Source organism: Caldicellulosiruptor kronotskyensis 2002, assembly GCF_000166775.1.
Taxonomy (GTDB): Bacteria; Bacillota; Thermoanaerobacteria; order Caldicellulosiruptorales; family Caldicellulosiruptoraceae; genus Caldicellulosiruptor; species Caldicellulosiruptor kronotskyensis.
Genome location: NC_014720.1, coordinates 964,305 through 978,917, shown reverse-complemented (window position 1 = coordinate 978,917; position 14,613 = coordinate 964,305). Strand labels below are relative to the sequence as shown.

General features: G+C 34.3%; 11 protein-coding genes, 1 pseudogene and 1 riboswitch. Of the genes and pseudogenes, 2 read left to right on the top strand and 10 right to left on the bottom strand.

Features of this window, described 5'->3' with window-relative positions; all coding sequences use genetic code 11:
• Positions 1 to 32 precede the first annotated feature (32 nt).
• Genes CALKRO_RS04180 through CALKRO_RS04170 form a run of 3 tightly spaced genes read right to left on the bottom strand, consistent with a single transcriptional unit; the run spans position 33 to position 5,209 of the window.
• On the bottom strand, positions 33 to 1,745 hold the full coding sequence (locus CALKRO_RS04180; protein ID WP_013429852.1) for a GspE/PulE family protein: 1,713 nt from the start codon (positions 1,743 to 1,745) through the stop codon (positions 33 to 35).
• 20 nt (positions 1,746 to 1,765) lie between these two features.
• Positions 1,766 to 4,966, bottom strand: coding sequence for a response regulator (locus tag CALKRO_RS04175; RefSeq protein WP_013429851.1), 3,201 nt, complete (start codon positions 4,964 to 4,966; stop codon positions 1,766 to 1,768).
• Between the two features lie 39 nt (positions 4,967 to 5,005).
• Positions 5,006 to 5,209 carry a DUF2273 domain-containing protein gene (locus CALKRO_RS04170; RefSeq protein ID WP_013429850.1) on the bottom strand — a complete coding sequence of 68 codons (204 nt, stop codon included), beginning with the start codon at positions 5,207 to 5,209 and terminating at the stop codon, positions 5,006 to 5,008.
• Positions 5,210 to 5,524: 315 nt separating this feature from the next.
• On the opposite strand from CALKRO_RS04170, the pseudogene CALKRO_RS04165 reads away from it, so the two are divergent.
• Positions 5,525 to 6,425 (top strand): annotated as a pseudogene (locus CALKRO_RS04165) (helix-turn-helix domain-containing protein).
• Positions 6,426 to 6,967: 542 nt separating this feature from the next.
• Here the strand turns inward: CALKRO_RS04165 and aroE are convergent.
• Positions 6,968 to 7,834 (bottom strand): shikimate dehydrogenase, encoded by an 867-nt coding sequence (aroE, locus tag CALKRO_RS04160; protein WP_013429849.1) that lies wholly within the window; start codon positions 7,832 to 7,834, stop codon positions 6,968 to 6,970.
• A complete protein-coding gene (locus CALKRO_RS04155) occupies positions 7,831 to 8,340 on the bottom strand; it encodes a YqeG family HAD IIIA-type phosphatase (protein ID WP_013429848.1) in 510 nt (169 codons plus the stop codon). The genes aroE and CALKRO_RS04155 overlap by 4 nt, the downstream gene beginning before the upstream one ends.
• A gap of 174 nt (positions 8,341 to 8,514) precedes the next feature.
• Here CALKRO_RS04155 and CALKRO_RS04150 point away from each other — a divergent pair, with 174 nt between their 5' ends.
• Positions 8,515 to 9,414, top strand: coding sequence for a hypothetical protein (locus CALKRO_RS04150; RefSeq protein WP_013429847.1), 900 nt, complete (start codon positions 8,515 to 8,517; stop codon positions 9,412 to 9,414).
• Positions 9,415 to 9,481: 67 nt separating this feature from the next.
• On the opposite strand, the gene CALKRO_RS04145 is transcribed toward CALKRO_RS04150, so the two are convergent.
• From CALKRO_RS04145 to CALKRO_RS04125, 5 genes are all read right to left on the bottom strand, one after another.
• Positions 9,482 to 10,441 (bottom strand): C40 family peptidase, encoded by a 960-nt coding sequence (locus CALKRO_RS04145; RefSeq protein ID WP_013429846.1) that lies wholly within the window; start codon positions 10,439 to 10,441, stop codon positions 9,482 to 9,484.
• 4 nt (positions 10,442 to 10,445) lie between these two features.
• Positions 10,446 to 10,607: riboswitch (cyclic di-AMP (ydaO/yuaA leader) on the bottom strand.
• A 101-nt stretch (positions 10,608 to 10,708) separates the two neighbouring features.
• Positions 10,709 to 11,350, bottom strand: a complete 642-nt coding sequence (locus CALKRO_RS04140) for a lactate utilization protein (protein ID WP_013429845.1) — start codon at positions 11,348 to 11,350, stop codon at positions 10,709 to 10,711.
• On the bottom strand, positions 11,347 to 12,597 hold the full coding sequence (locus CALKRO_RS04135; RefSeq protein ID WP_013429844.1) for an ABC transporter ATP-binding protein: 1,251 nt from the start codon (positions 12,595 to 12,597) through the stop codon (positions 11,347 to 11,349). Before CALKRO_RS04135 ends, CALKRO_RS04140 begins: the two co-directional genes overlap by 4 nt.
• A gap of 4 nt (positions 12,598 to 12,601) precedes the next feature.
• Positions 12,602 to 13,621 carry a FecCD family ABC transporter permease gene (locus tag CALKRO_RS04130; RefSeq protein WP_237699144.1) on the bottom strand — a complete coding sequence of 340 codons (1,020 nt, stop codon included), beginning with the start codon at positions 13,619 to 13,621 and terminating at the stop codon, positions 12,602 to 12,604.
• Between the two features lie 14 nt (positions 13,622 to 13,635).
• Positions 13,636 to 14,586: an ABC transporter substrate-binding protein gene (locus CALKRO_RS04125; RefSeq protein WP_013429842.1), complete on the bottom strand. Its 951-nt coding sequence runs from the start codon at positions 14,584 to 14,586 to the stop codon at positions 13,636 to 13,638.
• Positions 14,587 to 14,613 lie beyond the last annotated feature (27 nt).

Sequence of the window (14,613 nt, the reverse complement as noted above, 5' to 3'; positions counted from 1 at the left end):
CCTAATCTCCCCTCTTGTACTTACTCATAATACTATTCAAGTGCATAAGTAATCTTAAGATATTCTTCAACTGATGTAATTCCATTCAAAACTCTCTCTTTGCAAGCTTGTCGCAGTGTCTTCATCCCCTGTTTGACAGCAAGTTCCTTTATCTCCTCACTGCTGACATCTTTTTTGTTTATAAGTTTTCTCAACTCTTTTGTCACAATCAGAATTTCATATACACCTGTTCTACCATAGTAACCTTTTTTATCACATATATGACATCCTCTCTTTCTGTATAATTTTACATTCTCATCTTGCTTTATGTCAAGAAGAATTTTTTCTTCCTCTGATGGCTCATAAGGCTCTTTACAGTATGGACATAGTTTTCTTATCAATCTCTGTGATATTACTCCTACCAACGACGAGCTTATCAAAAAGTTTTCTATCCCCATGTCAACCAACCTTGTAATTGCACTTGCTGCATCATTTGTATGAATGGTTGACAACACTAAATGTCCTGTAATAGCAGCCCTGATTGCCATGTCAGCTGTCTCTCTGTCTCGGATCTCACCAATCATAATTATATCTGGGTCCTGTCGCAAGATTGATCTCAGCGCCGCTGCAAATGTTAGCCCTGCTTTGGTATTGACCTCTACTTGATTAATACCTTCTATGGTACTTTCGACAGGATCCTCAACAGTTATTATGTTGCGTGTTCCTGTATTAAGTTCGTTTAAAATAGTATAAAGCGTAGTAGATTTACCACTACCGGTAGGACCACATACCAAGATTATTCCATGTGGCGCAGCAATCAGCTTGTTAAATTTCTCTTCGTCCTCTTCAGTCAAGCCAAGCTCAGCTTTAGAACGCACAAATGCACTTTTGTCTATCACACGCACAACAATCTTTTCGCCATACACACAGGGCAAAGATGAGATTCTCATGTCATAAATCTTATCCGAAAAAATGTAAGTTGTTCGTCCATCCTGTGGTATCCTCTTTTCTGCAATGTCCATATTACCTACAATCTTAATTCTTGCCACCAGTGATGGCAATATCCCAATATCTAACTTCAAGACATCATACAATACACCATCTATTCTGTATCTGACTTTTATCTCGTTCTCAAACGGTTCAATGTGAATGTCGCTTGCACGCGATGTAATAGCTTGTTCAAAAATCGAATTGACAAGTCTTACAATAGGTCCTTCTGTTCCGTCTTCCAAACCAAGCTGGAATCGAGGCGTAACAGTAGCTCTTTTGGCTTGGCTGTCCTTTTCGCTACTTTCTTTTTGCAACTCTTCAGCTGCTTTTAAAGCTTCTTGCTTACCATAGAACCTTTCAATTGCACGTTTAATATCGGATGCCTTGGCGATTCGTGGTCGTACTCTTTTGCCTGAATAAATCTCAATATCCTCCATAGCAAATATGTTGAGCGGGTCGGCCATTGCCACAATCAGGCTTCCATCTTCAGCAAAACTTACCGGCAAAACGGTATGCCTTCGTGCAATCGACTCAGAAATCGTTTCAACTGCCTTAGGATCAATCGGATATACATCTAATTTTATGTGCGGTATCCCTAACTGAAACTCTAAAATCTCTATTAACTCATCTTCTGTTATATAACCTTTCTCAACCAGTATCTCTCCCAATTTTTTATTGGTCTGCTTTTGAATTTTAAGTGCTTCTTCCAGTTGCTGAGGTGTAATTATCTTTGCCTCTACTAAAACATCTCCAATTCTCTTTCTTTCTCTTGGCAAAATAATCTCCCCTCTTTTTCTTAATTTCTTTCTGCTTCTAACTCTCTCCCCACAAAATCGTTTCTCTTTGTATTCACTTTTATTATTACGTCATTATTGCTGATTTCTGACTCAAATGTCATGTTCAATTTGTATAAAACGTAAATTTTCCAAACTGTTTGATTTATGTCTTGCTCAACTGCAGTATATAAAACATTTTCTGAGTTAAATTTGATGGAATTAGAAGTTAGAAAAGCTGCATTCTGTGGTACTATTACAATCAGTAAACCATTGTCTTCAAATTTCAAGACTTGCACTTTATCACTTTCAACATTTTGTATTTTAATATATTCATCTTCTATTAAAATTTCACAGTGTTTCACCTCAAAAGTAAGTTTTATAACATTGTTTTCTGCGATTATTTGCCACAATGCATAAGCATGTTCTATGGATAAGACAAGCACTTTTTCGTTAATTATATAGTCGATATTTCTAACAATTCTCCTTGATTCGGTATTCCAAACAATATTTTTATCCTTAGTTAATACTTCTCCTAACAAGATTTCAAGTCTACCGTCAATTTTTTCAATCTTCTGAGGTTTAATTCCTCCTCTGTTAAAATACAAACTAACATGTACCAGTTCATCACTTTGTTCATTAACTTCAACCTTTTCAAGAACAGGGCATTTTTCTATTACAAATAATACGTTATTCTCTTTCCTTTCTAAAGAGTATCTAATCTCGTCAGTAGTATCAATTAATAGTTTATAACCATTTTCCTGAACTACTTGATACCTTTTGACAATCCCGGTTTGTAAATACTTGATCCCTTTTTCTATATATATATCTCTCCTATTCACTTTAACAACCAACATGTTATTTTCTTCATTTTTTTCAATATCTATATCATCATAATTTATCAAAGGCAATTCAAATACAACCATATAATCTTCAATAACTGGAGTAAATGTTACAACTTGTGCTTCAAACTCAACAATTATATCTGAATTTTCCAACCTTACATCAAAATCCTCTGCTTTACTATAAACATTTATTACAACATCTTCCTCCTGCTCATAAAACTCTATACGTTCAATACAGCCCTCTCTGAACTCAACTATTGGCTGTTCAATGTTGCACAATGAAGCAGTTAAAACTCTTATTGTAACAGCACCTTTTTCTTTGTCCCTTTCTGCAATATATTTTATTTCTCCTTCACCCTTGAGAGTTAAAAATGTCTTAGGACCACTTCCTTCATATTCAAATGCTTTGATTTTATTCAACTTTTTATATGGAATAACAAATAGATTTGTCGAATTTTTATCATTCGACAACGCAACTTCAATTTTGCTCTTGCTTTTAAGAACAATTGTTCCTATATATTTCATCCCTGTTTTCTCTACTTTTATGGAACTAAATGTATTATATTCTTCTTTGTCTAAAATAGGGTCTTTCAATAAAATCACATATTTGTTATTAACTTGAAACTCGATTGTGTTTTGAATCTGGTTATGGTTAATTTCAATTTCTTCAGGAAGTATGTTTTGAAATACAATGCATTCCTGAAACACATTATAGAGTATAAAAGCTTTTTTAGGCTTTATCGAAATAAATGTCTTGCCTTTTTCTTTTACTACTGAAATTCTTTTTACTGGTGAATAAATAACAAGATACGACTGTCCCTTCTCCCTTTCTTCAACTATTTTAAGGCTTTCAAGATACTCCTCTTCAAATTCAAAGTTTTTCTCAAGTAACGACTTTGATACATTATAACCTTGCAAATATACATAAGCAACACCATTCTCTGCATCATGTTCTAACACTACAGGTACATTATTTGAGTTTGTCACAAGTTCTATTAATGTTTCCTGTTCAGAATGATGTACTACCACATCTTTCAAAATATTTACTTCCACAAATTTTATTCCAACCGATGTTCTTCCTTCAATAATTTCATATCTTGCTTCCTTATATAAAACAATTTTCACATCATATCCGTTTGCACTCTTCTCTACTGTATATCTGTCTACTATTAAATCCTCTACTTTAGTTTCTCCCTCGTTATATACAACATCCTTAGTGGATATTCTAATGATGTATTCTTTCTCGGAAACAGTATCTACTTGAATATTAGAAGGTAGCACATTATCTATCATTATGAATTTGTTATTTTTATTGTAAGAAATAACTCCTTTGCTCTTTTTGAAAACTATCGATATCTTTCCTTCCCTTTCACGTATATCAAATTTTTTAGCTTTAGTAAAAATCATAACGTATGCATTCTCATTTATTTCCTTTACTTCAACTTTCTCGATAAGACTATTCTCAAATATATATTCATGTTTGACACTCGACAATACAAAACATTCTTCGAGAGTAACTATTATTCCATTCCCTAATTTCATTCTCCCTACATTGTAAGCTAATTCTTTATTTATACAAATTGAAAGAATATCTTCTCCACCCTTCTGCTCAAATTCTATATTAGTTACAACACCAACTTCTAACTCCTCACCTTTGTCTTCGTCGTAAAAAACAGCTGTAGTACTTCCTTCTTTTTCATCCTCAAGAAACTCATCTGACACACCTACCTCTGTCTCTATTAAATCTGAAACTTTTTCGCTGATTTCTTGCTGATTATTTGTTTCATTTCTTTTTTCTGAGAGATCTTGGGTCAATTCTGAAATATTTAAAATTTCAGTTGTATCAATTTTACTTTTACTTTCTTCGCTTTCAACTTTTACCAATTTATCTATTTTAGCAACTTCCTCATTTTTGCTTTCATTCTCTACACCAAGTGTTTCAACTCTTGCTTGACTTAATTCATTCTGACTTATACTTTTCTCGTCAGTCATATTTTTTTCAATTTGAGACAACGCTTGAATATTTTTTTCTACTTTCTTCAGAACCTCTTCAACTTTTTCACGGGAAAATGGTTTTGTGATATAATTTGTTGCTCCAACTTTCATCGCCTCTTTTACAACCTCATGATTACTAATTGCTGTAATCATTACAACCTGCGTAGAGGATGAAATTTCTTTTATCTTTTTTAAGAGTTCTAATCCACTCATATCCGGCAAAGTAATATCTAAAGTCACTACATCAGGTCTGTATTCTTTAACCATTCTTAAAGCTTCATTTCCACTTGAAGCTTCTCCCACTACTTCTTCTCCTAATTCTTGCAATATTCCCCTTAAAACCTTTCGTATAAAAACAGCATCATCCACAATTAAGATTTTCACTCTGATACACCTACCCCTCTATTTAAACTTTCGGTTATTTTAATTCTTATCTTTCAGAAGATCTCTTATTTTATCATACGTTATAAACTTTTTACCTAATATTATTCCAACAATGACAACTACTGTTATCAGTATAGCTTTGACAATTCCAACTTCTAAAATAAACAGAATCAAAATAAGAGCTAAAGCTCCGCCTACCAACATTCCCACATTTTCTTTTATGAATTTTTCTAATTTATTCAATCACCTGTACCCCCTCGAATATTTTTCATATATTTTTGTGAACCTTTTGCAAATAAATTTACACATTTTCTTACTTTTTATTATACTATGGTTAAATTAATTGTGCAATTAAAAAAATTTGTGATAAACTCGAATACTCACTCGAATAGGTGTAAAGATATTTACCACAGCGAAAGAATGTGCGAAAATAGTAAGGAGAAACTCATAAAAAGAATTGAGGCTGCCTCCATCCTGACATGAATATTAATTAAAAAGTGTAATCTCCCATCCAAAAGAAAAATCAAAAAACTAACCAGGATAGGAGGACAGCCTACTATAAATATTATATCATATCATGAAATGAGAAAAATATCTTCCGAAAAAGCAAGGGAATTAATCCGAAAAGTGTTTGAAAATAATAACAAAAACGTATCAAGAACTGCTAAAATATTAGGTATATCAAGGCATACTGTCAGAAGAGCAATATATGGTCCCCTTGAGGATAAATCAAGAAAACCTAAAACTTGCCCCAGAAAACTTTCTACTGAACTTGAAAATCTCATTATCGAGGAATCTAAAAGAACTATCTTCTGATACAGATGTTTGTCTCTTTACCTGCTCAGAAAATATGGTATTAAAATAAGCGAAAATACAATAAAGTCTATTCTCAAAAGAAATACTATACCAAGAAAATCAAGAAAGACAAAAAGGGTGAAAGAAGTTTGTACGATTATGAAACACTCATTCCATTTTCTGAATTTCAACTTGATACAAAACATCTTTTAGATAAAGACAATCTTCCTGAAGAGGTATATTAATGTATGAAAAAACACAATTTACCTTGCTATGAGCGGAACATGATAGACATTGCAACAAGAGTAAAACATCTTATGGGATTAATTGAAATTTCACATGGAGCAGATGACAAATATTTTTTAATGATTCATGCCGAAAGATGTAAAAACAAAATGACTTTATTCAACGAGCTCAAAAGTGGCAGAATACGTGGAACTTTTTTAGACCTCATAATGGTAAAGGTATGAATGGGAGGACACCATTTGAAAAATTCATAGATTCTAAAACTCTTGTCCCCTCCCATGTATTTCAGTTCCCTACTTTACTTCTTGAAGACTTATTAAAGAAAGTAGGAACTTTTTATTTTCTATTCTGTAATAAATTAGGTGGTAAATATGTCTTCACCAAATGCCTTTTTGATGAACAAAAAGTGGACATTTGAAAATAGAACAAAATGACGTATAATAATACTAAAAGTAGCAAAGTCCACCATTACAAATATTATCTCATTGCTACTCTCAATTGTAATTATAAAACTTTCAAGGCTATATCTGTAAAATTCAATTATAATTACAAAAATATTTGCAACTTTATGTGCTCAAGTAGTAAACTATATTTTATATAAATTCTGGGTGATTACTAAAATGGAGACAAATAATGAAAGTATTCATAAAAACATGTAAAAATATTTTTGAGTACATTGTTGCTTTATTATTGGTATTTCTCTTTTTGTTATTTTATTACTATAGATTTTTGCTCTAACAAGAAAAAGTTTTAGGATATAGTTCCCGAAAGTGTTAATATTCTGTGTTTTCAGGGAATGTAATAGCTTGTTGAAAAAATGATTTTCCAATAATATAAAGGTTATTGCAAATTATATTAACATATATGGGAGAAATATGCTACTTATCGTTTTTTGTTACATACCTCTCTTAATTGAGCAACCCACTTCCAACTTACATGCCTCTTATATGTCTTAATACCCTACCCTATAACCTTATATATTCCCAAGCCAAAATTTTTCTCTGTATCATTTAGGATTTCAAGTAAAAAATTTGGAGAAAGATTTACAATATCAAACCAAATCTTTTCAGCTTCAATTGCTTGGTATACAAGCATCTTAAGTCCATTTTCAATCTTTATCCCTTTTTTTTCAGCTTCCTTTAAAAAAGCAGTTTTAAGAGGATTGTATATCATATCATATACAAAAACTGGTATGCCAGCCACATAGTTTTCAAAGTCAAAAGGACTGCTTTCAATATTCGGAAACATTCCCACAGATGTTGTGTTAATAATTATATCGTATTTAAATTCATATCTTCTTATCCACTCAACTGGAACAATTTTTAAAATGTTTTGAAAAGTCTCTTTTAAACTTTCTGCCTTTTCATATGTTCTGTTTGCAACAAAAACCTCTTCTGCCCCCATCCTGTATAGTCCATAGATGCAAGCTTTTGCCGCACCACCGCTACCAAGTACCAATATCTTCTTGTCTTTCACATCAACTTCCATATCCTCCAAGCTTCTTTTAAAACCTATCCAGTCTGTATTGTAAGCCAAAAGCTTCTCATTTTCTTTTTTCACTGTATTTGCCGCTTTTATTATTCTGACATCTTCTGAGACTTCATCACAAAACTTTAAAATATCTTCCTTGTATGGGATTGTTATGTTAAATCCAACAACATCCTCATCTTTTCTCACCATCTCAACAAATTCTTTTAGCTTTTCAGTGTCAAGAAGTTCTAAATTTGAATAAATCGCATCAATATCAAACTCAGAAAGAATCCTGTTATGAATAAAAGGTGAAATTGAGTGTTTTAAGCTCTTGCCAATCAAAAAAAGCTTTTTCATTCCCTCTCATCCTTTTCGTAGTACTTTAATATTTTCTTTTCAAAAATCCTGTTTATCCTTGTTACAAAAAACTCCTTTTCTTTCATTGGCCTTACCAAAATCACAAAGAGTTTTAACCTTTTTGCACCTATGACATCTGTAAAAAACTGGTCACCTATCACAGCTGTTTGATTATTTTTCTTGCCCTGATGAAGCAACTGCGATGCTTTTAAAAATCCAGATTTCAAAGGCTTTTTAGCATTATAGATGGCAGGAATGCCAAGCATACTTTCTATTTTTTTGACTCTATCCTTCTGGTTGTTCGAAACAAGGCAAATTTTAAATCCCATCTTTTGAGCCTTTTCAAGCCACTCAATAATCTCGTCTCTTACCTCAAATTCACCCCACGCAACTATGGTGTTGTCTATGTCGATAATGAGATAGTTTATTCCTCTTTTTAGAAGAGTTTCAAGGTCAATATCCAATATACTTTTGCATATCATATCAGGCTTGAATTTTTTTAGCATCTTCTCTGCCCTTTCTCTCCCTTTTACCATCTAAAAATTGTCAAAGAAAAAATGAATCTACACAACTTTTTTGTTTTTTGATTTGTGAAAATACAACCTGATAAGGTATAATTTAATTATATTCTAACCCTGTATATTTTTCAAAATAAATTGAGAAGGGGGAAAAGGTTAAAAATGGTTGAGGTAAAAAAAGTCGAATATATGGGCTGGGAAAACTGTTATAAAATCTCTAACGGAAAAATTGAAGCGATTGTCACAACAGATGTGGGTCCAAGAATAATTCATTTTGGATTTGAAGGTGACAAAAATGTCTTTTGCGTGGTAGAAGAACAGGCAGGAAAAGTTGGGGGTGATGAGTGGAGAATATACGGCGGAACAAGACTGTGGCACAGTCCGGAAGCTATTGAGCGCACATATTTCCCTGATAACCAAAAAATTGATTTTGAAATTGTTGAAAACGGTATAATTCTAAAACAGCCCACAGAAACCACTACATTTTTGCAAAAAACTATTGAACTTAAGTTTCACCCAACCGAACCAGAAGCTTATGTTACGTATAAAATCAAGAACAATGGTCTTTTTGAAGTTAAGTTCGCAATTTGGGCGCTTTCTGTAATGGCACCTGGTGGAGTTGAGGTCATGCCAATTCCAAAGATTGATACAGGACTTTTACCAAGCTATCCTTTGGTCATGTGGCCATATACAAAACTTAACGACCACAGAGTCTTGTGGGGAGAGGATTTTATTATTCTAAAACAGGATAAAAACTGCAAGCCACCGTTTAAGATTGGATATCCAAATTTGGATGGATGGGCTTGTTATTTAAATGATGGTAATCTGTTTATAAAACAATACAAACATGTAGACGGTGCAGAGTACCCTGACTTTGGATGTTCTTACGAAACATATACAACCGATTTCATGCTTGAGATGGAAACTCTAAGTCCACTTTACCTTGTTGCACCGGGCGAAGAAATTTCTCATAATGAGGTTTGGCAGCTCAAGAAAGTTGACGTTACCATTGAAAACGAGGAAGATGTCAAAAACCTGATTTTGCCTTTGATAAAAAAGTAAAAAGCACTTTTAAACTTGAAAGGGGCTTCTTCCTTTCTGATTTTCAGGAAAAAGCCCCTTTTTACTTTCATCTTATGACTCTTTTTGCCATCATAAAAAATCTTCCATAATATGAATTTAGGTCAGTTTCTGTTACACGTCCCCTTGCACTTGATGCATGAATGAACTTGCCACCACCTAAATATATGCCAACATGATTTATATAATTTTTCCCGCCATCTGTGTCAAAGAAAAGCAAATCTCCCGGTTTAATTTCACTATATGAAACTCTCACACCATTTGTTTTTGCCATGTCAGCTGCTGTTCTTTCTAAATTTATTCCAAAGTTTTTGAACACAAACTGAACAAATCCTGAACAGTCAAAACCAGTTGATGGCGATGTTCCACCGTATGAGTATCTTATACCACGAAATCTTTGAGCAAATTCCAAAATTCTCTGTGCCAAGCTAAGATTTGTAAAAGTTTCTACTTGACTTCTTTCAAACCCACCACGTGACACTGTTTTTGATACAAGCTGCGATGGCATCTTCAAAAGGTAATAAGCCATATATCCTACTGTGCCATCAAGCGTCTTTACCTTCACCCAGCCATTTTGTTCTCTTGACAGGACATACACCTTGCTACCATTTTTTAATGTCTTTAGCACCTTTGATGTGGTTGACATATCAGTTCTCAGTCGCGCATTGTCTTTTAAAACTGTAGCTTGCGCAGCTTTAGCAGGCGTTTTTGCAACACTTGCCCTTGAAGTATTTGAAACTGCGCTCCTTTTTCCATTTGTAATAGTTATGTAATCAGACTTTACATACCCAACAATTCCATCATACGAAATCTTTACCCATCCACCTGCATTTGACAAAACCTGGGCTTTAAACCCTTTGGGAAAAACACCTAAAACCTTACTACTTGTTGAAGGTGCACTTCTTATATTTATTGTAGATTTTGCCTGGGCTGACTGGGCAAAGGCCTTTGCAGAAAAAAACATCAAAAAAATTCCAAGAATTATAGCTATTAAACTTTTTAGATTCATACAAAAACTCCCTTCTTGAGGCTTACGGGATTAGCTGACGGGTTCGGGACAAGAAGGCTATCCCTACGGCAAATTCTTTCTTGCCGATTCACCCCTGACTTACTTTGGGTCTCCCGCTGTCTGAGCAATTTTTACAATTTGCTCAGACATTCAGCCTATGAAGTTTATTATTTTGATGATATTATTTTATTACAAGTCACTTTATTCTGTCAACCCTTTTTTACAGAATTGTTACGCGAATATTTCTAAAATATTACAACGATATTTTTAAAAACCTAAGTCTTCTTTGACAAGCACAACCTTGATTCTTCCCTTTGCAGGAGACCTTCTTGTTACAACAATATGGCTGCAGATGCACTCAAAACTTAAACAATCATGGCATTTTCCATCCTGAGTACATGGTGTGTTTCGAGAAAGTCTTTTTGAGTTCATAGGAGATGCTATGTTCCTTACCCTCAGCAAACCTTGCTCTTCGTTTAAAACAAGCTTGTTCTTACCGGCAATCACTATTACATTTTTAGGACCAAAAAGAAGCGCTGCAAGTCTGTTGCCATTTCCATCTATGTTTATGAGTTTTCCGTCAAGTGTTATTGCGTTTGTTGACATAAGATAGTAGTCAGCCCAGAAAGATTTTCTGTAAATCTCACCAAGCTCCTCAGGTGTTATACCTTCTTTGTATCTGTCCAAAAAGTTGTAATTGCCATTTCTCAGAAAATCTATCACACCACACTCAAAAAGTGTCATTGACCCACCGCACGATACCACACTGCCTTTTGAAATGAGCTTTTCTAAAAGAGGCACAACATCTTCTTTTTTCTCGACAATAAAACATTCAAAGTTTCTTACTTCCAAGTTTTTCTTTACAGTTTCAAAGTTTGTATCTATCCACCATGCCTTGTGTGGATTCATTTTAAATCACCCCTTGACATTTTATCGTTTGTCTCTTTTAAGATATAATCTTTCAAGCTCTCAATGCTTGAAAAAACTAACGCTTTTTCCCTCAAGCAATTGTAAAGTTTAGTTGCCAAACCACCTGTGAAATCACGTTTTGAAATATCCTCTTCTTCAATTATACAAAGATGATTAGCAAATTTAAGTGCCTCTAAGTTTTTTAAGTTTTGAACACCAAATGGAATGTTGCACAGCACACACAGGTCTGCTTTCTTGATAAGCTGAATGTTTTCGATGTACTCTTTTTCTCCAATTGGCATAAAAGGTTTTGTAAAAACTGTATAGATGGAAAAAAGTTGAGCTGTTTCAAAGTCTGTATCGTTTGTGGAAAGAACGCCTGTTGTCACCCTGCATCCCATTTCAATTAGCATTTTATAAAGAAGCTGTGCACTTCCACCTCCTGATACAACATGAACATGAAAAGTTTTTGGAACGTCTGTCTGGATAAGCTCTATGTCAAATATACCGAAAGGATTTTTGTAAACAACTGCATCAACTTCATATACTTTTCTTATATTCTCCTGAGTTAAAACCTCATCAGGTCTTCCAATATCCACAACTCTGCCATCTTTCATCATAATGATGCTGTCACACACTTTTGCTGCAATCTTCAGATTATGAATTGCCATTATGACTATCTTCCCAGAACACGCTTCTTCTCTTACAAGCCTCAGTATCTTTTCCTGATGAGAGATGTCTAAATTTGAGTTCGGCTCGTCCAAAAGTAAAACTTTAGTATCCTGAGCAAGTACACGAGCAAAAGATGTTCTTTGTCTCTCACCACCTGATATCCTTAATATGCTCGAAAATTTTTTACTTGAAAGTTCAACCTGTTTTATTTTCTTCTCTGCAATTGTTCTACTTTCTTTGCTGTTTAAAAATTTACTCTTTTCATAAGGAAATCTTCCCATCATAACAACATCAAGGACTGTAAAAGGAAAGTTTGAAAATACATGTTGTGGCATATACGAGATAAGCTTAGCCCTTTCTATATCAGAAAGTTGGCTAAGTTGCATATTATCAAAATAGATTTTTCCTTCAAAAATTTTGACAAGTCCTGCTAAAGCTTTTATCAGTGTACTTTTACCACTTCCGTTTGGTCCAACAAATCCATAGACTTTTCCTTCTTCGAACTTAAGCCTTCCATCTACCTCAACAATGGGATAAGAGTAGCCGCATTTAAGGTTCTCAACAAAAAGAGGCATTATTCTATACACTCACCTCATTTTCACTCTTTTTCAGAAGGTACAGAAAGTATGGTACCCCTACTAAAGAGGTTATAACCCCAACCTTTACTTCAACTGGTGAAAACAATACTCTTGCAATTGTATCACACACAATCAAAAATATTCCACCACTCAGAACCGAAGCAGGTATCAGCCTTCTATAATCGTTTCCAACAATGAGTCTGAGCATGTGGGGGACAATTAGCCCAACAAAGCTGATTGGTCCTGAGACAGAAACCGCTATCCCCGTTATGAGCGAAACAAGAAAAAGCAAGGTTTTTTTCAGCTTTTCTGGATTTACCCCAATTGTAAAGCTTTCTTCCTCTCCAAGTATCAAAATGTTTATCCTCTTTGCAAATAGCAAAGAGCACAGTATCAAAATACAAAGAGGAACAAAGCTAATCTTCACATGCACCCAGCTTCGACCGTCTAAACTACCGAGCATCCAAAATATATATTCGCTTACCTGATACTGATTTATGTTTGAAAGAATCAAAGAGTTTATGGAAGACACAAAGGTTGAAACTGCAATACCAATTAAAATGAGGCTTGTAATGGGCGTTTTGTTGTTCTTGGTTGAAAGCCTGTACACTAAAAACGAAATCAAAAACGCACCTGCAAAAGCAAACAATGGTAAATAAAATATGTTTATGGTGTTAAGCGAAAAGGCTATGCAAACAATAGCACCAAAACTTGCACCGCTTGACGTTCCGATAATTCCTGGGTCTGCCATGGGATTTCTGTAAAGTCCTTGAACAAGCGCACCTGCTATGCTCAAGCTCATCCCAACAATCATGGCAATTATTATTCTTGGAAGTCTTATTTGCCCGACAATTGTCAAATCCATATCATTCGCAGGACCAAAACTTATACCTATGAGCGATAAAAGTGCCTTTAAAACACGAAGGGGAGGGATAAAAACACTTCCCACCCCTATGGATATTATAAATACTGTCAAAAGCAGAAGAGCTAAAATAATCAAAACCTTTTTCAACTGTACCACCACTTATAAAAGCCTTATTTGAAAAGATACGGATATGCAGCTTTTGCCAAGTCATAAATACCTTCAACAATATAGTGCGAAACTGTTTGAACGTGCCTATCATCAAGAATAATTACGCTGTTGTTCTTCACAGCTTTCAGGTTTTTGAAAGCAGGGTCTTTTTTGAACTCCTCTACGTACTGCTGAGAAGTCTTTTTTGGATTGTACGACGCAGATGGAATAACAATGATGTCCGGGTCCCACTCCAAAATCTGTTCTTTTGAGATAGTTGGCCAGCCTTTCAATCCAGCAACAGCTGCTATATTTATAACCCCTGCATACTTTGCTATCTCATGCTGGGTTGTATTTTTGCCATATGTTGAGTTGAAATAGTATGTGTAAAAGAGCACATACTTCTTTTTTCTCAAGTATTTTACCTTTTTTTGCACAAAATTAATTTTATCGTCCATGTACTTTATAAGAGCCTGACCTTTCTGGATTTCACCAGTTAGCTTTGAAAGATTTATAATCTCTTGTTTGATATTTACAATCGAATTTGGATTTAAGCTGACATATATAGGACACTTAAGACCTTTCTTCAAAAGGTCGTACTTTGACTTGTCAATGTAATAAGGTACTATCACAAGGTCAGGTTTTGCCGCAATTATCTTTTCAATGTCGTTGCTCGAATATCTGCCTTTTACATTCTTAGCAAGATTTACGACATTCGAATTGTTCTTGTCATCAGCAAATATAGAAAGCCCAACAATTCTGTTAGCAGACACCATATTGAGCAAAATCTCATCTGTCTGAAGCGCAAGCGACAAAATCCTTTGAGGTTTCTGTTTTACAGTTATGCTATATCCTTTTCCATCCTTGACTGTGACAGGAAAGTCGGCAGCATGAGAATAAAATGGAATTAAAGCTACCGCAAATGCAATTAAAACAACTATTGCAACTAACTTTTTAGAAAACTTCATCAGCATATTCAACCCCTTTGTATGTAATAATTT